This window comes from Enterococcus pallens ATCC BAA-351 (assembly GCF_000407485.1).
Lineage (GTDB): Bacteria > Bacillota > Bacilli > Lactobacillales > Enterococcaceae > Enterococcus_A > Enterococcus_A pallens.
Genome location: NZ_ASWD01000001.1, coordinates 40758 through 62295, shown reverse-complemented (window position 1 = coordinate 62295; position 21538 = coordinate 40758). Strand labels below are relative to the sequence as shown.

The window sequence follows — 21538 nt, the reverse complement described above, 5'->3', positions numbered from 1 at the left end:
AAAAGATACGCAAAAGAAAGGAAAAATTTTTTCTATATCAAGAACGATCAAACAATTATTCCTCCAACACAAAAAAACGGCTGCACACTTAAGCATAGCCGTTCTAATCTATTGTGCTTGATAAAGAATTGAATGATCTACAGTCGATCGATTGTGTAAAACCTCCATATCCAGCATGTAGCCGAGACCCCATTGTGTCTTGATGCAGCCGCTGTTTATTATATAGTTTGAAACCTAATTATACGAAGTGGATTTTTTTTATTCATAATACACAAGTCAATCTCGTGCATCGATCGGAAATTAGTTAATCCGAATTTTCTCAATTTTAGCTTCGTTGAAGAGAACTACTGTTGATTTAGCTTATACAAGTGTCGATAAAAAACGTCATTTTATGTGCTCTATCATTGAGTGGAAAAGAATTTGATACTAATTGATCAATGGGTTTTAAACGCTACTTTAATGAACGATCACTGAAGTCTTGTTGTCTAGGTCGCTTGAGCTATATTATTCATTAAAGAGTAATCTACAAAGCTTGACCAAATAAAGGTGCGCCGTTTCAACTAATGAATAAAGTCCAAGATGAAAATGCTAAACCAGGATAGCATTAATCTAAATAGTCAAAAATTAATGTTCGTTTACGCTTGTTGTAAACCCTATACATATCATTAGTTTCACTAAAACTAGAAATCACTCCTTTCTTTTTTAAATAGGTTAGAATATTCTTGTATACCTCGTCTCGTGTAAAGCTAGGATTTTTTCCGTCAAATATAGTATTTAGTTCATCCAATTTTAAATCAGAAAATAATTCTGGTAATTTTTCCAACTCGATTTTTTCGATGTTTCTACTCATTATCAAACGTCTATCCTCTAGATTTACATCCATATCTTGAATTAACTTTTTCAACAACTCTTTTGAAAGCTTAATGTCTTCTTCAAGGATATTCATAAAGTATTCCATGACTAATTTATATATTTCAATTCTGATAATATTAGTTTGTGTGTCATAGACTTCGCAAATGTATTCCAAGTCATTATAATTAAAGTGAGTGGATAGAATATAGGCCGTAAGTTCCTTTTTCAAACTTATATGTTGAATGGATATTCCGTCATTAGAATCAAAACAATCTACTAAGTCTTTTTGCTTTTCAATAGACAGGTTGTCACTTTGAACTAAAACTTCATACATTTCATCATAGTCATAGTTTTCTTCTATATCAACATAGTCCATATAATTGTCTATGTTATTTAGGATGTACCTTACATTGTACTCTGAGTAATGCTCTCTAAATGTTTGTAACGAAGTTTCAGAGAATTCTATTTTGTGATTATCAAGTAATAGTTCTATTTTACTACTTTCAATATTTTCAAATGCAAATTCAGAGAACACAATATCTATTTTAGAGATAATATCATTATATCGTTCATCGGGAATTTCGTTTTTAGTAACAATCCAGTTTAAAAAGTCATCTAACTCCTCGTTCTTGAACTCTTCACCTGCCTTGTCTTTATCAAAAGAATATTCTGCTGAGCCATCTATAATAAAGTCCAATAATTTATCTAAGTTCTCCAATTCCTTAGATTCATTTGTATTATTGTCGTATTCCTCTTCAATCTTCAAGAAGCATGTAATAATATTCTTTTCATTGGCTTTAGCTTTTTGGTACTTAATAGCTTCAAGCTGAGCTCTTAGGTAAGTAATTTCTTGCAAATTCAAGTCCTTTGTTTTGAGACAACGGATATACTCACCAGTTTTATCATGCGACAACTTGTCATTTTTGATTATTTCATAAACTTGGGATATCTCGTCATCAATTTCTCCTTCTGAAAAAAGGAGGTAGGCTGAAACATATTCGCCAATCTTATTTCCATTTACATAATTTAATAAGGTTTTATCCTCTAAGTTAGAAATTATCGTATAGTTTCTATGCTTAATTTCCCATTCATCAGTAACATCGTAGAAATGAGTCAATATAGTGAGAATATTATCGTAATTTAGCGCATAAAAATTATTTTCAAAGATGAGTTTTGAAAAGTCTTCATTGATTCTCGAAAAGTCTACACTTATAAAACACGGTCCTAAATTCGAAAGATTTTCAATTATGTCCTCATCAATGATCCTATTAATCTCAAATATTATCTGCGAAGAATTGTCAAGAAATTCTAAGAAGAACTCATCGTGGATGTCTATCTCCAAAAGCTGATCATAATTCAAACTCAATAACATTTTTGATGCTAATTTGCTTAATTCGGCGTCTGAAAACTGTTCATTTAAAAATATCGTTTTAAACAAAGAATAGCTATTATCGTATATAGCTAAAACCAAATTATTCTGCCCTTCATCAGTAAATGAGAGAAATGCTTGCATGATAAAGTCAACTTTTTTTTCAGATCTAATCATTTGGAAATAGGCACTCAAATAACTATCTACATTTGGGTTAGTGCTTTTCAGAAGCAAGAATTCAAATAGATTAAAATTTAGTGATTCAACTTTAAGGAAATCAGACCTAATCATTCGATCAATAATTTCCTCCTTAACATTGTCTGATTTAGTTAATGGGTACTCCCAATATAATTTCTTTTCATCTGTTATACTTCTCAAGAAGTTCTTATCTGCGAGTCTTAGACTATTTTCATAAAAATATGTAATATAGTCTGTATATCCTTCATTGATATAGCCATTACGCAAAAGGAAGACAATCAAATCAAAATATTCACTTCTTTTTAGAGATTGGTAATCTGTATTAGCAATATCTTCAATACTTTCCACTGAAAGAATATCTTTCAGCTTACTATTTTTTATTAAGTCCTTTTCTGCTTTAGCTTCAGCGATTGCTTCCTTGATTTCTTCCTTATTTTTTCTATTTTCAAGTACTTTTTTTCTTTTTTGAAAATCAGAGTTCTTCTTTAGGGAATTTTGAATCTCCGTGAAAGTAATACTACTCCAACTGTTCATCTGAAACATGTATTGAAGAGTAGACTCAGGATTTCTCATTGTTTCCATAAATTTTTCAATACTTGGGTAATCTGAAGCAACCACACCATTAACTCTTATTGTATACGGTAAATATAAATATATTAGTTCGTCAAGTGAAGATAAATATTCATATTCCCCACTTTCTATTTTCCCCTTCAAAGTAGCAATGTGTTCCTCTAACTCATCCTCTTTTTCTTTTATTAATTTTATCTTATTCTTAAATAAGGCATACACAAATCCTTTATTATATAGCAAGCACGAAAAATCATCCGGAAAAATATTCTTGTACGTGAGTATAGAAAGTAACTCCTCATTACTCAATTTCAGCTTTTCTAAATCAATTCTTTTAGAGTAAATGAGAAATTCATTATAAATATTTTTCATTAATCGCATATCGTCTATATAAAGCGAAATTTTTTGCAAGAAATTTCGATCGAACTTCTCATATATTCCACTACTTTCCAGTAACTCTTTTAGCTTTTCATAGGAATTAGTGCTGGTTACCACTGGAACAATTGGAATAATAAAATCAAAAAATTTTGCTCTATCTTTCGATGTGAAAAGATCATCCTTCAGAAGATACAAAAATTTCATTTGATTGTGTTTATTATTATCTGTTCCCCATACTCCTACATTTCGTGATACAATCTTGTTATTCACTAAAGTATTTAATTCTTTTAGTTTTTCAAAGATTATTCCATTTTCGAAGCGATCTATATCTTCAAACACAATAATATCTGCACCAGATTGACAAAATAAATAAAGTACATCATCTAGATACTTATCGAAATACGAAGCATCAGATTCACTGAAGATTTCAATGTCACTCTGTACCCCACTACTTTTGAATGAAAATCCTTTAAATATTTTTCTATTTAATTGAATCAGTGCAACTTTATAAATTAAATATCCTAAAGAAAATATAAGGGTTGTAACAACTATGCTATCGACAATTCTCTTATTTGGTCTAGGAAGAAGTTTAAAGACACTAAATAACCAGCCGAATAACCAGCTGAAAAGCTCTTTGATATAAATCATCCATGGCTCCACATTGAGTACATACAATATAGAGATTATAACTACTAAAACAATGGCAGAAAATAGCCCCACAGATTTTTTCTTTACATTCTTTTTTGTTCGAAAAATTGTTTGAGGAATATCTCTAGAATCTATCTGGTGTAATAATTGGTTGAGGATTTTACCTTCTAATGTTTTTTCATTAAACTTTTCTATATTATTTTTTTCTTCATCCTTTTTAGCTTCTAGATTGTCAAAGTGAGCTAGGGAGATATGAATATACTTTAGCTCAGATTTCTTTTTATAACTTTCTAGAATACTACTCTTGCCTGAACCATATACCCCTGTTAAAGCAATATTTCTTATATCTGCATCTGAAAAAGCATAATCCAACGCTTCTTTATATCCTGATAGACCTTTTCCACCTAAGTCTTTTTCAGGGGTTAACTTCTGAAACTTTTTGTCTACGTTAATCTCGTCAGTTCTGTTATTTTCGTTTGATAATGCTGATGTTTCTTTACCCATAGCTTTCTCCACGCTCCTCTTTAAGATCACTCTCCAATATTATAACACGTGTAATTATAAAAGAATCTTAGACAATTAATTAAAAATAATCGCTAGCAAAAAAATGACTCCTACTAAGAGAAATCATTCTACTAAATCCAAATATTCTCAATTAAACTTCTGCTTAAGCCGATCATTCTATCTCTATGCTCAGCTGTTGATTGTTATCGTTATATTCTCTACTCACTCAAATCAACCTTCGGTTCAAATGCCCAATCTAATCTAACCCACTCCCACCACTACTCCCTCCAACAAAAAACGGCTGCACACTTAAGCATAGCCGTTCTAATCTATTGCGCCTGATAAAGAATTGAATGATCGACAGTTGATCGATTGTGTAAAACCTCCATATCCAGCATGTACCCGTGACCCCATTGTGTCTTAATGCAGCCGCTGTTTATTCCCAGTTTATCCATTTTAGCTTTTATCTTTCTGATTAGAGTGGATAGTTGGGATTGGGTGGATTGGTTCGGCTCTGCCTGCCAAATTTCACGGCAGAGAATCTCACGAGACACGGTTTGTCCTTCTGATTTCATTAATTCCTGAAACACTCTTTTTTCCATTTTAGTAAGAGACAGCAGCGCCAGTAAGTCTTCTGGTAAGTACTTGTCATTCGTACTCAGAGAAAAGACTTCTTTGTTTCGGCCTTTTGGTTGCTGGCTTAGCACTTCTCTAAATGTTTCTAAGGAAGCTGAAGTTGATAAGCAATAGGTAATTCCTTCGTGTTGCTTTCTTTCCTGTTCACCCTTCGACAAGACATTGCCGCTTAATTGAATAAAGATGAACTGATCTCTATCTAATTGTCCAATGATTTCTTGACACTCTTGATTGGAGATGGTTTCGCTTAACAGGATGATTTGAAATTGTTCTAAAAACTCGGAAGAAGCTTTTCCATACTTAATCGTGTCTAGGATACTCATTGTGCAAAACAACTCATGCCCTAGTCTGCGAATCAGTCTCTCTAACTCTTCTTCTGCATATTGACATCTGGTTAACATCAAAATCCGACTCATGATGACACCTCTTTCTATGTTACTTGTAGTAAACGAATTATGTAGGCACGAATCCCCCTAACGCTTTAAAAAAGTAGCTGAAAGGGAGGTTCCCCTCCCTTTCAACTCTCAGGATAGAAAATAGTTCAATTGAGCCTGCCAATCAAGATATAAGAAGATCGCCGCACCAACTGCCAGCAGCATCACAAACAATAAGCCGCAATCTACTAACAACACAGTCGATTTCTTCTCGTACTCCATCCGCAGCCGGCTGTCCTTAACAAAAAAGATCAAAAAGCTCACCAGCCCGGCAATCGCTAGAAAGCCGAATACGCCCAACCACATTGGAATGGTCATGTACATTCTCCTTTCACTAAGGTGTACTATTCAGAGACCAAGTTAGCTTCGCCTGATAGACCGTTCCCTTTTTCCCAGCATTCGCAGGAACATTCAACGAAAGATCAGTAAACGGCATCCGCAGCTGCCAGGTTCCATCCCCTTCAGAGGCTCCTGCATCAACCACTGTCTTCGCAGCATCACCGGCCACTAAGGTCTCTGTCGTTTTCACCGTACTCGGTGTGCCCGATGGTGATGGATCAATACCCTCTTGCGGAGTATCCCGATTGGTCACTTTTTCAATAGACATATTGTGCAGTTTCAATGAAGTTCCGCTCCCATTAGGCATCCCAATTCCTGATTTGTCCACAAATTCCGACAGACTAGCTGTTAACTCCCAGCCTGTATTCGAAGACCGCTCATCTTTAACTCGTGTGTAGAACCCATCTGTCACTACATTGGTATTAGATTGATAATTCAGTGTATGCAACGAATAGGTTTGTAACGTAGAATCAATATCTTGCATACCAAAGTTAAAATAGATCGGAACAGATAAAATCCCCATGTCCAGCGAATCCTTGGGCGTATCGGTTTGCTCGTCATCAAGAATTTTAAACGGTTGCTTCGATTCATTATAATGCGGACTAGACGGTGTTGTATCTGACCAATCTAAACGACCAATCGCTTCGTGCCACTCAGGATCGCCTCTAGCAACTGATTTAAAGGTTATCACAATTGATTCACGCTGCTCTAAATTACCTAAACTGGTAGTGCCATTCAAATGATTCATGTCTCCAGCAACACTACTTGCTCCTTTAGTGATCACAATATCCGTAATATCTCCATTAACATAATTAGGTAAGGTAAAGGTCGCTTTAATATCTTCAGCCTTCTTTTCAGTTAAACTTGTAATTGTCCAAGTCCAAGTCAATTCTTCACCACTTTTGGTCTTGTTAGAGCTAACTTGTAATTCATTCTTTAGTTCACTAACATCCGCAAAGGTAATTATCCCTGAAAAAAGCTTTGTTGTGTAAGTACTCGCACCTTCTTGCAATGCAGAGCTAGCATATTCAAAACTAATCGACTTATCACTTAACGAATCCCTAGTCACTCCTGTTAGGTCAATAAGATCTCCATTACTGGCATTGGGGAGAATGGTTGCTGGAGCTGGATTGATATCCACGTTAGTAGCAGTTAAACCTGTTCGTGCAGTTGTTTTTAAAACATCTACTGTCGCTTCATCAGTCAGAGATACTGGAGGGACAGGGATAGTGATTTGTTGATTGGATGCATTAAAATCTGTTAATGCTGTTAGTCCATTGGCAGAGCTTATGTCGCTAATGCGGTTGCTAGAACAATCTAAAGTCGTTAAAAGTGTATTGTTACTGATATCCAGTTTGCTTAACAGATTGTCAAGACAAAATAAATTCACTAATGCTGTATTACTACTTACATCCAATTCACTCAACTGATTAGAACTGCAATGCAAATCGTACAAAGCTATATTGCTATTTATATCTAAGTTTCCAAGTTGATTACCTTCACACCTTAGCTGCATCAATGCAGTATTGCTGCTTATATCTAATTCACTTAACCGATTGTTAGAACATAAAAAAAACAACAATAATGGGTTGCCACTCATATTCAATTCGCTAATTTGATTGTCACTGCAATAAAACTCAATCAAGGATGAATGTTCGCTTACATCCAAATCGCTAATTTGATTGATTCTGCAATCCAAAACCTTTAACGAGGTATTATTGCTAACATCTAATTCACTAAGCTGATTGTTAACGCAACCTAGAGTTGTCAATGCGGTATTGCTACTTACATCTAACTCACTTAGTGGGTTGCTACCGCAATTCAAAGACGTTAATGCGGTATTATTGCTAACATCTAATTCACTAAGCTGATTGTTAGCGCAACTTAGAGTTGTCAATGCGGTATTGCTACTTACATCTAATTCACTAAGTTGATTGTTACCGCAACTCAAATTCGTCAATCCTGTATTGCTACTTACATCTAATTCACTAAGCTGATTGTATCTACAGTTCAAGAAAAATAATTTTGTGTTACTACTGATATCCAACTCACTTAACTGATTAAACTCACAGACTAGTTGAGTCAAATTTACTGCATGCTCAATCCCCTTAAGACTTGTTAGATTATTGGAGTTTACATTCAAAGTCATCAATCCAACATTACTATTAACATCCAATTCGTTTAGCTGATTAAAACTACAATTCAGAAGATACAAATTCACTGCATACTCAATCCCCTTAAGACTTGTTAGATTTTTGCTATTTACATTCAAACTCCCCAAACTCTCCATAAAATCATCCGTCATAGGATTGGGTGCAGCTGGATAAATAGTTCGAAGCACATCCGCAAAATTCTTATCAATATCATAAGGAAGTGGATCACCTGGCAACCCTTCTCTTAATGTCTTTCCAGCCAGCGGCATAATACCGCCCTGCGGTTCAATCCGCTGATTGGTCATTTCCGGTTGTTCTTCACTTGACTCACTAGTAGGTGTTAGGGATTCACCTGTTGTTTCTTTTAATTCTGTTGGGGAAGTTTCTATCTCGCTTGTCTTTTCTGGCACATCCTGTGACTCCACGCTCTCCGCCATGGGGACTTGGTTTTGAGCTCGTTCTTTGTATTCCTTCAATGGATCTTCGGCCTTTGAAGAAATCGTGGGTTCACCGACTGGTACGTCCTGAACTGTTTCGGCAAACACTGGGGAAGTTGAAAGCAGTAGGCTCGTAACCAGTAAGGCACAGAAAAATGTCCGTAGCTTTTGTCGCTGGTTAATCATTCTCTTGCTCCTCCTCTCTCAGACGAGTAAAGAGAAACAACCAGAAGCAACTGGCAACACAGCCTAGTCCAATGAACTGAAGGAAAACCACCTGCCGTTGTTCTCCGGTTTTTGGCAAGGTTCCTTTACTGGCTGTCTGCGGTTGATCGGATTGTGTATAATATCTGGTCTGTCCGATAGTTGCTGGTAATACGTTGTTGATCGGGACAGGTTCAGACGGTAGTGGCTGAACGGGTGTTGGTGTCGGCTTTGGCTGCTCTGTACGAAAACCGATGCCAACATTGGTTCCTTTTTCCTGCGTTTGGGCAGATGTGGTTATGGGGAAGGATAAACCTAATATTATGGTTAACCATACAAAACAGTTTCTAACTTTCACATCCCTCACTTCCTCCCTTTGTTCCATTGTTTCTGTCGGTAAACTAAGCCGCCGATTATTCCTGCCAGGGCAAGTACTAATCCTGCTGCTACCCATGGCACCCACTCAGGTACTCGTAATTGATAGGCTGCTTCTTCATTGACTTTGTCTGCTTTCGCCTGACCGATGGTAAACTCCTGCTCCCACTTCCAGGTTCGACCATCGCCTTGCCCTTCACCAGTGAATACATAGGTCCCTGGTCGAAAACTCTCTATACCTAACGGAATTTCAAAATCAAAATTGGAATTTGGAGCGACAGAGAAGTCCTCCATCTCATACTTTTCCAAGACGTCGTTTTCACCTTTTCGTTTCACCTGACCTTGAAGCTTGAGCTCTTGTAAGACTTTCGGCTGGTCATTCTGAAGGTTCGCCGCCACGACTTTTCGTCCATTGGAAAGCTTCAAATCAACGTCCTTCAGCTTTAGATCAGCTCCATGATTAAAGGTCGTTTTATCTTCGGTCAACATCATGGCAATCACATAGGCATACTCAGGAACCACCCCGGATTGCTGCTTATCTGATTCGGTATCGTCTTTTTTCACAAAACGCAAGGAACCTAACTTCACACCGGCAAATGGCTCTTTCGGTGTTTTGATGGTGTACTCCACGATTTTTTCTTCAAAGTCTGCCACAGTAATTTCCTTCAGGTTATCGTTAATTTTCACTAGTTCTGTGATGGGCTGCTTTAAGCTTTCATCCAGCTTGGGTTTGGCTTCGGCATAGTTTATCGCTCCGACTGAACTGCTCACCGCATCGTGAACCGCCAATTTCACAGTGACAGGTTCCTCTTGCTTACTGCGGACTTTTACTTGAATGACTTGTTCTGTCTCTGGTTCTACCTGCAAATAGTAATAGCTTTTGGTGACATCCACTTGGTTTTCCGGAATCACACTCTCCACCGTAAAGCCTGCTGGAGTGCCGCCGGTTTCGTCTGCCTGGGCCTGCAAAGGGACAATACAACCGATGAACCCTAGGAGGATGAAGCTGATTAAAATTTTATACATTTGTTTCATGACTGGTTCCTCCTACAGGAAAAAAAGAGGGAGAGGAGACGATCTCCTGCTCCTCCTTCGTTTTTCATTTGTTTAGACAGTATCATCCAATGACCAAGTCAGTTTGCCGCTGTATTGTTTTCCTTCAGCTGCCACACCGCCAGGTACATTCAATTTGATGTTGTCCATTTCCATAGCAGTATCACCCTTGTAAGAAGTGGTTCCATCTGACATCACAACCACCGCTGCTGCTCCAGGTGTTAAGGTTTGGGTAGGTGATGTAACTGTTGCCGTATGAAGTGCTGTTGGTGCAATAATTGAACCTACTGTTTCTGGAGAAGCTGTTCCTACGTACCCTTTTTTCACAGAATCAAAGGATAACGTTGCACCTGTTAGAGTAGAAGAACCACTCGTCAACTGTGTTAATTTGGCTGTTAATTCCCACTTGTCTGAGCCTGTTGTACGTGCATCACTAACTACCACGTATTTTTTAGCGCCTGTATCTTCATTGAATGCCTGCGCTGCTGCATTGACTGTGTTTGAACTACCAAAGTCAAAGCTAATCGGTGCCCATTTTAAAGTTAAATCATCTGATCCTGGTGGTGTGGTGTGTCCCGAGAATCCAATGCCTACATTGGTGTCGTGAGTATCTTTTACTGCTGCAAATGCCGTCGCACCAGCCACACAAACACCTAATACACTTGCACTCGTTACTAATCCTACTACTAATTTCTTTTTCATTACATTTTCTCCCCTTTAAAAGATTCTTATATCGAAAATGACGCTCTCATTTTGATACCAAATGAACACCGAAATGATAAACCATCAATAATTCTGCAAAATTCATCGTTTTTTTGAAAAGCCAAATTCTCATCCAAAATCAAAAAGTCTTTTTTAAAATTAAACCGTGACTTTACTCATTCTGGCTTTGTTATAAGTCGAATCATTCATTCGATTTTTAATTAAAAACGATAAAAATGTTATACTGGTTTTGTTCTGATTCTTTCCTGTTTGACCATAAAACAGGACTCACACGTCAATCCTTAGATCCACATGCCTTCGTCATACGCTACGGCTTTTTATGACGGCTTTTCCTTCTTTGTTACCCAAAATAAATAACAATCAAAGTCGCGGAAAATTAATAATTTTTTCTCAAGGAGTCCATTTCAATCATCGAGAGAGGATTTTTTTGAGCACTTTGGAGATTCTTTATAGTCTTTTTCAAGGAAACCGGTTTCTCTGAAAAAAAGAAAAAAAGGGGGAATAAGCCCAACCGAAAACATTTTTTGAAAACGGTTTCTTATCAATTATGCGATGTTTTGTTGTGCTTTTTCCATTAAACCAATCACGGCGATTCGTTTTTCAACGATGGAATCAAAGTAAACCGCTGCGGTCAGTTGTGGCGTGTCATGCCCTAGCAAGAAGCTGACATTTAAGGTATCCCCTGAAGCTTCCAAGCAACGGGTCGCAAATGTATGTCGAAGTTGATGGAAGTGAATGTCCTCCAGCTTGGCTTTTTTACGTACACGATGGAAATGATAGGTTAATAGTCTTGGTTCACAAGGCTTCTGTTTTACCGAGAAAACAAAGTCTGAGTTTGCTTCTTTCTTTAGACCAGACAATAACTGATGAAGTTTGCTTGTCATAGGAATCACCCGATGAGAGGACTCTGATTTCGGCGGTCCCAAGTGTAATATTGTTTTGTCTCCGGCTTCAGACAGTATTCGCTGATAGGTATGATTTACTTTGATTAACCGCCTATCCAGATCAACTGCCTCCCATTTTAAACCAGCAATTTCACCAATCCGCATGCCGGTCTCCATAGCTAAGATGACCGCTTTTGCTCGCAGATCTTTCTCGCTAGAGACTACCTTTTCTAAACGTTGTTGTTCGTTGGATGTCAATGCATGGACTTTTTCTTTCGGCCCTTTAGGCAATTGAATCCATTCACATGGGTTCTTCTGCAATAATTCTTTTTGGATCGCAAACTTTAAAGATTGCTTTACGATACGAAAGATCACTTTTATACTACTTAATGACAATCCAGCTTGAATCCATCCTTGAATCATTTGATGAATGGTAGCCTCATCTAATTCATACAATGCCATTTTTCCAATATGTGGCCAGATATATTTTCTGAGTTTGCTTAGATAACTGGAATAAGTAGCTGGTTTCACCACTTTTTGTTGTTCTGCCAGCCAAGTTTGACTCCATTCATCGTATTCCACTACGCTTTTTCCGTAGAGTTCCAGTGTGATTTGGGCATGTCTGCGTAACGGTCCTAGTTTTTCTTTGACTTCTTCATAGGACTTGCCGTACACGTAACCATACCTAATTGAGCCATCCGCCTTGCGGCCTTTTTTGTAGCGCCCCTCCCACCGAAGATCTTTGCGGTGATAAATATTTTCACCTGTTCGTGCCATAAGATAACATTCCCCTTTTCTATAGTTGACGATTCATTCTGACGACTTGAAAAAGACCAATTTCAAGCCTAATTTTCTTCATTAATTTCACTTTGAATAGCTAAATTTCCTCTTCCAAAAATTATTATCACATAATTTTAATCTAACTATTGATTTATTCGTTTGAATATTTTACAATAATTACGAAATGAAGATTTCCTCCAGCAAACACGCCGATTCAATAATATAAAAATATATATCGAAGATTTTCGTGTTTTATGGTCAAACAGGAAAGAATCTTCAAAGCATTTTTGAAAACGGCAACGTTAAATCTAGCAAATTTCCTCTTACTGATCAATAGCTTAAAAAAATTATTTGCGTTTTTCTATTCAAATATTTTTACCTTAGTTGACCTTACTCATCAATTGCGAGTAAGGTCTCTTTTTCACTTATATAACAGGAGTTATTCTACCTATCCATTTCTATGAATAAGAATAACCACTGCGAATTACCTATCCGCAAAATTTTATACATTCGTTATTTATAAGATTCGTTTACCATTTCATAGGCGACGTTTGTTCCCCGCTGTTTCGGATTCTTCTTCGCTGAATTTTCTTCTTTTATCTTCCTATCAGGTATCATCCTTCTTCCTTAATATTTTTTTAAACTCATTTACGTAAATTATTTCTTATTCGTCCTTTATCAGTAAATAAATTACGTTCTAAATATGGATTTTCTTTGAGATCCATTATTTTTCTTTTATAATTTCACCCTAATTACTGAACATTCAGAAAATTACACGATTCTATCGATATAACAAACGATTATTTCATCCCCGACATATTACAAGGTATTTTTCTCAAATAATTAATGCCAAAAAAACTTACCCATTCTTTTTAATCGTGTTATTTTTCACATTTTCCTAAAAAAAAGGCTATTTACAACATTTTTTTATGTAGTATGATTGTTGATGTAACACATATTGAGGAGGTAAGTTTGAAAATGAAAACGTATGATTGGTTATTGAAGGAGAGAGTTCTTAGAGGGGAGACATTATCTGAAGATTGGGTTTATATCTGTGAGGCAGCCTCACCACTGAACTATTACGACTTAGGTGAAATAACAGCATTGGTCTCTATGCCTTGTGATTTAGGTACATTAGTGGTGAAGGATTCTGGTGTCTTTAGTACAGAGGAGAAGCCGCGTGAAATGGTCCAGAAATGGTTAACTATCCATCGTTTTGTGAATGCGGAGTTGCAACCGTCCTCGTCTGGAACGGTCTCTTTGGTGACTTCAACATTTTGTTTAAGTGCTGTTCCCCATTCGGAAGGCGTCCTTTGGGTGAATCCTTTGCATATTTATCAGCTATATTGTGGAAATGAAGGCGTTTTAGTTGAATTGGACAATGGGTTACTCTTGGATGTATCCATTGATTGCCAGGTTTTCTTACGATTGGCGGTTGAAACTGCTTGTACGTTTGCCCTGCATCGATCTAATGATCACTATTTACTTGGGTCTCTTCGTCTTTTAGATACCCCCTTTCACCACTATTTGAAAAAACAGCTGACGTTGATTGGTTCACTCCTATCGGAAAAGGATTCTCATTTGATAAAGAAGTCCTTACTGTCTCCTGGTCATTCTTCATTCCTGGGTTTTATGGAAAACAAATTTGTGCCACCCTCCCCCTGTGTGATCACAGCTTAGAGTTTCAAACAAAGCACTACATACCGGTTGATAGGAGTGATTGTCATGAGTAAGAAGCGTGAATTTGAAGGAAAAGTTTTAGGTGAAGGAATGTCGGAGGATTGGGAGTATTTTTTAGATACCACTCCTATGTTCAATTATTGGAATATGGAAGAAATTCATTTAGTCTGTCCTATACCAAGGAACAATGGCTCTCTGGTTATACAGGATCATCAGGCCTATTTAGTGGATGAGGAACCGTTGGAAATGATCGAGCGATTTTTTGCCACCCATCGGTTGATGGATTATCAGCTGATGCGGCGAACCTGCAAATCCTTAAAGGGCCTGCCTTCTCAAAAAGTGCCGATTGTGAATGCTCATTTTGCCTTGTTTCCGATTACTAGACCTGAGGAATCGACTTGGCTGAACCCCTTGACTATTTTTGATGCAACAGAGAAAGGCAGCTATACGACAGTCGTATTAACCAACGGCCTTGCTTTAAAGCTATCGGTTGTAAAGAAGTCATTGATCGCCCTAGCGAACAAGGCGGTTTATTCCTTGGCGACCTATCGTCAGGACTATTCTATCTTTATGAAGGCTGAAGGACATCCGCTAAGTTACGTGTCAATTCCTGGCACCCCTTTTGGTCGGATTTTAAATAAACAAGAACTGCTGCAGGATTGGCTGTTAACTTCTGGTGAATTTTCAAAACAATACAAGCTGGAGGAACATTTGCTTTGGCATGAATCTCTTTATGGTGAACCTCCTGAAATAGACAGCTAATTAGATAAACGATTAATTGCACCCATTCTAACGAAAAGAATGGGTGCTTTTTTTACTTCCAACTGATAATCCGAGGGAATATATCATTTAACTCTCGTTATTTTAAATGCGGTTTTCGAATTTCTCCTTTTGGTAAAACAGGTGAAATCAGCTTTAAATCAAGCTTTATCACCTACTCAGCGAAAAATAACAATGTTTCCAAAACACCCCCAATGTTTCCAAGTCGGCAAACAAGAATGTCGATTTAATCGCACAGTACTTTTTACCTTTGGAAACATTGACCCCTTTTGGGAAACATTGCTGTTTTGTTTTTTTATTCCTATGTTTTATTGTTTAGTCACCGGCCGGAACAAAAAAATTATTCCACAGGAGGAAATTTCAATGATTCAACAATTAGGCACAAAATTACAGGTACAAATCGAACAAGCAGGCAAAGACAAACAAAAGAAAGTAAACTTCAGCAACGTCATCACTAACCTAGCCGAAGCCGACATTACTAAATTAGGTGAAGTCATGGCTGACTTAGCCGGAGACGGCAGCGGCTTAGACAGTGTAATCGTCACTAACCAAACTCGTGTTACTAAATACTAATCAAGGAGGAACCTATGCCAGAAACAAAATTGCTTGTCCGCTTCAAAACCGAAGCCGATAAAGTCCAAACCTGGAGGTATAACGAACCAGATACTACCAAGACTCCAGCAGAAATCAAAGCAACTTTAGAAGAATTAACTACTCTAAACTTATTCAAAAAAGACGGCATCCGCCAGTTTTTCTCAGTAGAGAGTGCAGAATTTGTCACTACTCAAGAAACACCAATCTTTTAATTACTAAATTGCCCCGCGGCTACAAAGTCGCGGGAGCTAAAGGAGGAAACTACCAATGACTGAACAGCCCTTTACTCAATATCAGCTGTTTCATTTGAAACGCCATAAACTCGAAGAACAAATTGTTCACTACTATCAAGAAACTCGTGATAGCTCAGTAACAATTCAGCTATTACTAGCCATGAAAGTTCGCCACATGTTAGGCGAGTCTGATTTTGAATTGTTCCTGCAGGACTTGGTAAAGCATCTGTTTGCCAATAACAAAAGCACTCGTGCGCTGCTCCGTTACTTCTATTTCTTTAGAGAATATTTCAATGAAAAAGAGTGGAAGATCCTGTCAGCTCGGTGTTTTCCACCTGAACATGTCACTACTGAATTAATGTCCGTCGTCCCGTCAACCGTTGTCGCACATGAAATTACTACACTAGAAAGTTCCTGAGAGAACAAATAAAGGAGAGAAAAAAATATGTTAAAACTAGCAGCCGTATTTGAAAATGCCGCAGGCAAAAACCACAGCTGGAGCTTCAATGATCCAGATCCAAACAAAAGCCCAGAGGCAATTAAAGAAGCCTTAGAAGCTATGACTACCATCCACTTATTTGAAAAATATGGTATTCGTCAATTTTGTAAAGTCGTTTCAGCGAAATTCGTTGAAACCATTGAAACACCGCTTTTTGATTTATCAAAACCAACACCAGAAGCCTATGTCGCTGATCCCAACAATATCTTTTCGGCACATATAGTTTCTGAAGAAGAAGCCCAAGTCTCTGAAATGCCAGTTGTAAATGAAGCAAAAATCGTAGTAGAAGAAATTTCAGCTGAAGAAGCAACTGCACCAAAAGCAATTAAAGCAGCTGTTCCAGCAACAGAAACAATGAACTCTATCGAAAAGAAACCGATGGTAGCTCCATCTTCTTTGAAAGCTCCTGTCACAAACCCTGAATCACTAACAGCTGTTGTTGAGCAAGCCAAGAAGAATTCTATGATTCCAAGCACATCTGCCCAACAATTAGAAACTGTAGCAGCTGATTCTGAGTCGTCAAAATCGGATAGTCCCACGGTCCAGAAACCTGTGAATCCGCGAAAAGCCCAGGTAGATCGAATCCGAGCCTATCATGAGGCCCAGAAGAAAAAGAAAAAAGGCAAAAAGAAAAAGCGTTAGCTTGATTTCCCACCCTGTCCTTGTGGTACGTAAAGGGGGTGATGATCTGACTTAGCAGTGTTTATGGCGGTGGCTGAGCTCTAAGAAAGGAGTGATGCTTTATGTTCATCCTAGGAAAGGGACTTCCGCCATGACTGTGTATCAGGCGTTGACATTGGCGATTGCCTTTGCCACCTTGATCATTACCATTGATCGACACCACAAGAAATAAGCTCTACTCACAGTCACCGTCTTAAACGGTGCTTTACTGAGGTGTTCGCGCGGCACCTCTGTTATGAGTAAGGGATTATTTAAGTAGCATTTTTTCTTCAAACCGACAAGGATTGCAGGATTGAATGGCCTAATTGAGTCTCAAGCCAAATAAGTAGCTGTTTCTTTTGTTCTCAAACAGATAAATAGCGGATTTCAAAATGAACCATTACAAAAGAGTATTTAGTATAGCATCATTTATTTATAAGAATCGGTCATTCCCTGTGACAGATCCGATTGGCAACTACAGTTTTGTAAGTAAAACAAAAAAATTGCAGCACAATCCGTTTGCGCTGCAATAGTAAAGATAAAAACTAATCATTTGTAACCTGGGATTATAAAATGAAACAAAATAAGGAGACTAAGCCTTTTTTGTCGTTTTCCAATTACCTATGATATTTCTTTTCACACCAAACGGCATTCATCACCCTCCTATAGAAGATGGGCGACTTCTGCCTAAATTAATCCGTAATAAGCCCTTCTAAAACACTAAGTAAAACTAAAAATCTCACTCTTGAAACGAATCAGATACAACAACCATAGATTTGATAGTTTTACGATCTTGCATATCCTGGTAAGCTTGATTAATGTCATCTAGATCGTAAGTTTGGGTAAACACCCGCCCTGGATTTATATTCCCGTCCAAAACTTCTTTCAGCAAGAACTGTTTATCATACGTCGTTACAGATGCCGAACCACCAGCTACTGAAATATTTTGTGCAAAGGTTGAACCAAGTGGTCGGTTATTGTAATGCGGAATGCCCACATAACCAATACGACCACCGTTGTGAAGGACGCCCAGAGCTTGGTCAATCGCCGCCTCTGTTCCTACACACTCAAGAGCCGCGTCAGCACCGCCACCTAAAATTTCACGGACTTTGGCAATACCTTCTTCTCCACGTTCAGCAACTACAGCTGTTGCTCCTGACTGTAACGCCATTTCCTGGCGATCTTCGTGGCGGCTCATAAGAACAATCTGAGAAGCCCCCCGCATTTTTGCTGCTATAACCGCACATTGACCTACCGCACCATCACCGATGACAACAACTTTATCTCCCTTTTGAACATGAGCACAACGAGCTGCATGATAGCCAGTTGGCATGACATCTGCTAAAGTCAAAAGAGACTTAATCATTCCTTCAGTATAATCAGACGGTTGTCCTGGAATTTTGATTAATGCCCAATTAGCATAATGGAAACGAATGTATTCAGATTGGAAACCATGAGACCAGTTGGTAGCTCCTTGGTGACGATCACAGGTCCCATCAAAGCCTGAACGACAAGCATCACATTCGCCACAACCATGTGTGAAAGGCACAATAACAAAGTCTCCCGGCTTTACAGTGGTGATTGCTGAGCCAATTTCTTCGACAATTCCTAAAGCTTCATGACCATCATTCACTGAGTGGGCTTCTTTATTATCACCATGAGCATAAGACCACAAATCCGAACCACAGACACACGCACGGACTACTTTGATGATCACGTCATCATCCGCTTGTAAACTTGGTTTCTCAACTTCTTGAACCGTAACTAGTCCTTCTTTTTCAAAAATTGTAGCTTTCATTATTTTATACCTTGGAATCCAAATATTTTATTTTTCTACTATTTGGTACTCCATTCCTTTCAGCTTAATTTTTAATAAATTGCTCTATTTCTAATTCTAACAGTATACTGTCTATCTAACCTAAAGAACTGACTATTCGCGTTGCTTTCAGTCAATTAATAGTCTGAAGTTATCCTCCTTGAAATGGACGATATTCTCGTTTTTGATTGAAGTTCTTTACTTATTTTTGTTGTACACAGCTTGAGAATGCTCCACTGCATATTTTATCCATAAAATATCTTCTTCAAATACTTCAACTGATTTTAATTTGAAACCGATAGTCTGAGGATTATTGTTAAACCTTGAGTTAAATAGTCTTGCACTATCCGTTTTACCGTCAATCGACGGAGCTACAATTAAACTGATTTCATCGCAAAAGCCTTCACTGATAAAACTCCAATTCAGCACTCCGCCTCCACCAAGCAAAAGATTACCTAATCCGTATTCAATCTTTAACTTAGAAAGCACCAGTGGGATATCAATTTCGTTTTTACCTGCAATAATATAAGGAATACTTAGCTTTCTTAAATACGCCTTATACTGATCACTCGCCTGATCTGTTAGAACCTCTATTACATGCGCTTCAATATCTGCATAAGACGTAACATTTTTATCCCAAGCAAGTTTCCCGTGACGATCAAACGAAATATAATACTTTTCCTTACCTTGATTGATAATAAAATCACCGGAAGGAATTTCTTCTGATAAATCATTCAGTTGAAGCTTCCTATGCTCAGTGAATTCTTTTCCCGTTTCTGTTCCATAAATCCACCCTTGAAAGTGATAAGACTCGTCTCTATCCTCTTTAAAACCGATGGATTCAAAATACTCCGCTGCTTTTTTACTTTTAGGAAATTCGGAAAAGGGTCCAGTAATTCTTCCATCTATAGAAGAATAAATATGGAGGGTAATTCTTGGTCTATTCATGAGAAATCTCCTTTATGTTTAAGAAATGCAGCATATTGAAATTCGTTAGAAGACTACAAGACTGATTGACCATTTGTCTCGATGACTTCTTTATACCAGTTAAATGATTTTTTCTTACTTCGATTCAAGGTGCCTTTTCCTTCATTATCTAAATCCACATAAATCATCCCATAGCGCTTACTCATTTCACCAGTCGAAGCCGCCACTAAATCAATACAGCCCCATGGGGTATAGCCCATTAAATCAACACCATCTAACACAGCGTCATGCATCGCAGATATGTGTTTAGCCATGTAATCGATCCGGTAATCATCGATGATTTCACCATTTTCATTCACTTCATCTTTAGCGCCCAAACCATTTTCTACTATAAATAGTGGCACTTGATATCGATCCCAAAGATCGTTCAGAGAAATTCTCAAACCAAGAGGATCAATTTGCCATCCCCATTCACTTGCCTCTAAAAACGGATTTTTTACTCCTTGCATCAGATTTCCTGATGCAGGGTCGCTGTCTTCGGCACTTGTTTCATTAATAGCCATACTCATGTAATAGCTGAAACCAATATAATCAACCGTATTTTCTCTAAGCAGCTCTTCATCACCAGGCTCCATTTTAGGTGACTCAGCATCATATTCTTTTAATAATTGATCTAGGTAGGTAGGATAATAACCTCTTACCTGAACATCACTTGTAAAATAATCAAATGCACGTTGCTTTAGCTGAGATGCAAATTGATTAATGGGATTACTATCAAATGCATACAGGGGAGCATAAATTTGCATACACCCAATTTGGATGTCTTTACGAAGAGATTTTCCAATTTTTACTGCTAAAGCACTAGCTACAAATTGATGATGCCATGCTTGAAAGCGATTCGTATAATCCTCCGCTCCTGTAGAAACAATCAAGCCCTGTGATAGTGCGGGAAATTCCATTGCAGAATTAATTTCATTGAAGGTCATCCAATACTTCACTCTGCTTGCGTAACGTTCAAATAGAGCCTTGGCATAATTTTCAAAAAAGCCAATAATTTCTCGATTCTTCCAACCACCATATTCTTTAGCCAGATACAAAGGCATCTCATAGTGAGAAATTGTCACCACAGGTTCAATACCATGTTTTAAGCATTCATCAATAACTTGATCATAAAAAGCCAATCCTTTTTCATTTGGCTCCGCTTCATCGCCCTTTGGAAAAATTCGACTCCATGCGATTGAAAAGCGATAACATTTAAAGCCCATTTCTGCAAACAGACCGATATCTTCTTTATATCTATGGTAGTGATCCACCCCTAAATGATTTGGATAATTGTACTTTTCTAAATCAATTTCCCAATTGAATTCTGGTGAAGAAATAATTGGAAAGCGATCTCTTCCCCCCGGCATTGCATCTGCCACTGACAACCCTTTACCATCTACATCATAGGCACCTTCACATTGATTTGCAGCTGTTGCGCCACCCCATAAAAAATTCTCTTTAAAGCTCATTATTTTGCCTCCATTTCTTATCCTTTTAACTAGTAGAAGAGTGTTCTGTAAAACTACTCTAGTTAATCCTGACTATCAATAGTGCGATTATTTCCCTTTGAATTCTGCTAATAACTGGCCTTTTTTAAAAATTTGGCTACTCTTCATTTTTTTATAATCAGTCGCGAAGCACAGAGCTTCTCGATGCTTGTCAAAGTATTTTTCTTCAACCATTTGTTTTGAATCTTTCCGAATGACTTTATACATGAATGTTGCTCCTTTTTCATAAAACACCTGTAATTATCTTTCCCACTATGATTTTAAA

19 protein-coding genes are annotated in these 21538 nt (G+C 37.6%); 7 read left to right on the top strand and 12 right to left on the bottom strand.

Going from position 1 to position 21538, the window contains the following annotated elements; translation table 11 throughout:
* Positions 1–604: 604 nt before the first annotated feature.
* The 8 genes from I588_RS00275 to I588_RS00240 form a co-directional block, all read right to left on the bottom strand.
* Positions 605–4516: a YobI family P-loop NTPase gene (locus I588_RS00275; RefSeq protein WP_010756919.1), complete on the bottom strand. Its 3912-nt coding sequence runs from the start codon at positions 4514–4516 to the stop codon at positions 605–607.
* Positions 4517–4845: 329 nt separating this feature from the next.
* Positions 4846–5568 (bottom strand): winged helix-turn-helix domain-containing protein, encoded by a 723-nt coding sequence (locus tag I588_RS00270; RefSeq protein ID WP_010756918.1) that lies wholly within the window; start codon positions 5566–5568, stop codon positions 4846–4848.
* Between the two features lie 108 nt (positions 5569–5676).
* Positions 5677–5904 carry a hypothetical protein gene (locus I588_RS00265; protein WP_010756917.1) on the bottom strand — a complete coding sequence of 76 codons (228 nt, stop codon included), beginning with the start codon at positions 5902–5904 and terminating at the stop codon, positions 5677–5679.
* A gap of 16 nt (positions 5905–5920) precedes the next feature.
* Positions 5921–8701, bottom strand: coding sequence for a WxL domain-containing protein (locus I588_RS26275; protein WP_010756916.1), 2781 nt, complete (start codon positions 8699–8701; stop codon positions 5921–5923).
* Positions 8694–9077: an LPXTG cell wall anchor domain-containing protein gene (locus I588_RS00255; RefSeq protein ID WP_010756915.1), complete on the bottom strand. Its 384-nt coding sequence runs from the start codon at positions 9075–9077 to the stop codon at positions 8694–8696. The genes I588_RS26275 and I588_RS00255 overlap by 8 nt, the downstream gene beginning before the upstream one ends.
* Positions 9078–9082: 5 nt before the next feature.
* Complete coding sequence (locus I588_RS00250) at positions 9083–10129, bottom strand: WxLIP family cell surface protein (RefSeq protein ID WP_010756914.1); 1047 nt, start codon at positions 10127–10129, stop codon at positions 9083–9085.
* A 72-nt stretch (positions 10130–10201) separates the two neighbouring features.
* Positions 10202–10849, bottom strand: a complete 648-nt coding sequence (locus I588_RS00245) for a WxL domain-containing protein (protein ID WP_010756913.1) — start codon at positions 10847–10849, stop codon at positions 10202–10204.
* A gap of 566 nt (positions 10850–11415) precedes the next feature.
* On the bottom strand, positions 11416–12531 hold the full coding sequence (locus I588_RS00240) for a tyrosine-type recombinase/integrase (protein WP_010756912.1): 1116 nt from the start codon (positions 12529–12531) through the stop codon (positions 11416–11418).
* A 981-nt stretch (positions 12532–13512) separates the two neighbouring features.
* Between I588_RS00240 and I588_RS00235 the strand changes: the two genes are divergently transcribed.
* From I588_RS00235 to I588_RS27780, 7 genes are all read left to right on the top strand, one after another.
* Entirely contained in the window at positions 13513–14214 is a 702-nt protein-coding gene (locus I588_RS00235) for a hypothetical protein (RefSeq protein WP_010756910.1), read from the top strand.
* A gap of 45 nt (positions 14215–14259) precedes the next feature.
* The gene (locus I588_RS00230) at positions 14260–14976 is read left to right on the top strand and encodes a competence protein ComK (protein ID WP_010756909.1); all 717 of its coding nucleotides are present in this window, start codon (positions 14260–14262) and stop codon (positions 14974–14976) included.
* A 381-nt stretch (positions 14977–15357) separates the two neighbouring features.
* A complete protein-coding gene (locus I588_RS00225; RefSeq protein ID WP_010756908.1) occupies positions 15358–15567 on the top strand; it encodes a DUF1659 domain-containing protein in 210 nt (69 codons plus the stop codon).
* A gap of 14 nt (positions 15568–15581) precedes the next feature.
* Positions 15582–15800 (top strand): DUF2922 family protein, encoded by a 219-nt coding sequence (locus I588_RS00220; protein ID WP_010756907.1) that lies wholly within the window; start codon positions 15582–15584, stop codon positions 15798–15800.
* A gap of 55 nt (positions 15801–15855) precedes the next feature.
* Positions 15856–16239 carry a hypothetical protein gene (locus I588_RS00215; RefSeq protein ID WP_010756906.1) on the top strand — a complete coding sequence of 128 codons (384 nt, stop codon included), beginning with the start codon at positions 15856–15858 and terminating at the stop codon, positions 16237–16239.
* 27 nt (positions 16240–16266) lie between these two features.
* Positions 16267–16962: a DUF2922 domain-containing protein gene (locus tag I588_RS26670; protein ID WP_010756905.1), complete on the top strand. Its 696-nt coding sequence runs from the start codon at positions 16267–16269 to the stop codon at positions 16960–16962.
* Between the two features lie 94 nt (positions 16963–17056).
* Positions 17057–17173 carry a putative holin-like toxin gene (locus I588_RS27780; RefSeq protein ID WP_245569583.1) on the top strand — a complete coding sequence of 39 codons (117 nt, stop codon included), beginning with the start codon at positions 17057–17059 and terminating at the stop codon, positions 17171–17173.
* 546 nt (positions 17174–17719) lie between these two features.
* On the opposite strand, the gene I588_RS00205 is transcribed toward I588_RS27780, so the two are convergent.
* From I588_RS00205 to I588_RS27520, 4 genes are all read right to left on the bottom strand, one after another.
* Complete coding sequence (locus tag I588_RS00205; protein ID WP_010756904.1) at positions 17720–18778, bottom strand: zinc-binding dehydrogenase; 1059 nt, start codon at positions 18776–18778, stop codon at positions 17720–17722.
* A 216-nt stretch (positions 18779–18994) separates the two neighbouring features.
* Entirely contained in the window at positions 18995–19744 is a 750-nt protein-coding gene (locus I588_RS00200) for a dihydrofolate reductase family protein (protein ID WP_010756903.1), read from the bottom strand.
* A gap of 53 nt (positions 19745–19797) precedes the next feature.
* Positions 19798–21234 (bottom strand): glycoside hydrolase family 1 protein, encoded by a 1437-nt coding sequence (locus tag I588_RS00195; protein WP_010756902.1) that lies wholly within the window; start codon positions 21232–21234, stop codon positions 19798–19800.
* Between the two features lie 87 nt (positions 21235–21321).
* Positions 21322–21480, bottom strand: a complete 159-nt coding sequence (locus tag I588_RS27520; RefSeq protein ID WP_010756901.1) for a hypothetical protein — start codon at positions 21478–21480, stop codon at positions 21322–21324.
* Between the last annotated feature and the right edge of the window lie 58 nt (positions 21481–21538).

What these genes read in the sequence shown, in the direction of transcription:
- I588_RS00275 (WP_010756919.1), bottom strand. Translation starts at nt 4,516, where the DNA reads ATGGGTAAAGAAACATCAGCATTATCAAACGAAAATAACAGAACTGAC.
- I588_RS00270 (WP_010756918.1), bottom strand. Translation starts at nt 5,568, where the DNA reads ATGAGTCGGATTTTGATGTTAACCAGATGTCAATATGCAGAAGAAGAG.
- I588_RS00265 (WP_010756917.1), bottom strand. Translation starts at nt 5,904, where the DNA reads ATGACCATTCCAATGTGGTTGGGCGTATTCGGCTTTCTAGCGATTGCC.
- I588_RS26275 (WP_010756916.1), bottom strand. Translation starts at nt 8,701, where the DNA reads ATGATTAACCAGCGACAAAAGCTACGGACATTTTTCTGTGCCTTACTG.
- I588_RS00250 (WP_010756914.1), bottom strand. Translation starts at nt 10,129, where the DNA reads ATGAAACAAATGTATAAAATTTTAATCAGCTTCATCCTCCTAGGGTTC.
- I588_RS00245 (WP_010756913.1), bottom strand. Translation starts at nt 10,849, where the DNA reads ATGAAAAAGAAATTAGTAGTAGGATTAGTAACGAGTGCAAGTGTATTA.
- I588_RS00240 (WP_010756912.1), bottom strand. Translation starts at nt 12,531, where the DNA reads ATGGCACGAACAGGTGAAAATATTTATCACCGCAAAGATCTTCGGTGG.
- I588_RS00235 (WP_010756910.1), top strand. Translation starts at nt 13,513, where the DNA reads ATGAAAACGTATGATTGGTTATTGAAGGAGAGAGTTCTTAGAGGGGAG.
- I588_RS00230 (WP_010756909.1), top strand. Translation starts at nt 14,260, where the DNA reads ATGAGTAAGAAGCGTGAATTTGAAGGAAAAGTTTTAGGTGAAGGAATG.
- I588_RS00225 (WP_010756908.1), top strand. Translation starts at nt 15,358, where the DNA reads ATGATTCAACAATTAGGCACAAAATTACAGGTACAAATCGAACAAGCA.
- I588_RS00220 (WP_010756907.1), top strand. Translation starts at nt 15,582, where the DNA reads ATGCCAGAAACAAAATTGCTTGTCCGCTTCAAAACCGAAGCCGATAAA.
- I588_RS00215 (WP_010756906.1), top strand. Translation starts at nt 15,856, where the DNA reads ATGACTGAACAGCCCTTTACTCAATATCAGCTGTTTCATTTGAAACGC.
- I588_RS26670 (WP_010756905.1), top strand. Translation starts at nt 16,267, where the DNA reads ATGTTAAAACTAGCAGCCGTATTTGAAAATGCCGCAGGCAAAAACCAC.
- I588_RS27780 (WP_245569583.1), top strand. Translation starts at nt 17,057, where the DNA reads ATGCTTTATGTTCATCCTAGGAAAGGGACTTCCGCCATGACTGTGTAT.
- I588_RS00205 (WP_010756904.1), bottom strand. Translation starts at nt 18,778, where the DNA reads ATGAAAGCTACAATTTTTGAAAAAGAAGGACTAGTTACGGTTCAAGAA.
- I588_RS00200 (WP_010756903.1), bottom strand. Translation starts at nt 19,744, where the DNA reads ATGAATAGACCAAGAATTACCCTCCATATTTATTCTTCTATAGATGGA.
- I588_RS00195 (WP_010756902.1), bottom strand. Translation starts at nt 21,234, where the DNA reads ATGAGCTTTAAAGAGAATTTTTTATGGGGTGGCGCAACAGCTGCAAAT.
- I588_RS27520 (WP_010756901.1), bottom strand. Translation starts at nt 21,480, where the DNA reads ATGTATAAAGTCATTCGGAAAGATTCAAAACAAATGGTTGAAGAAAAA.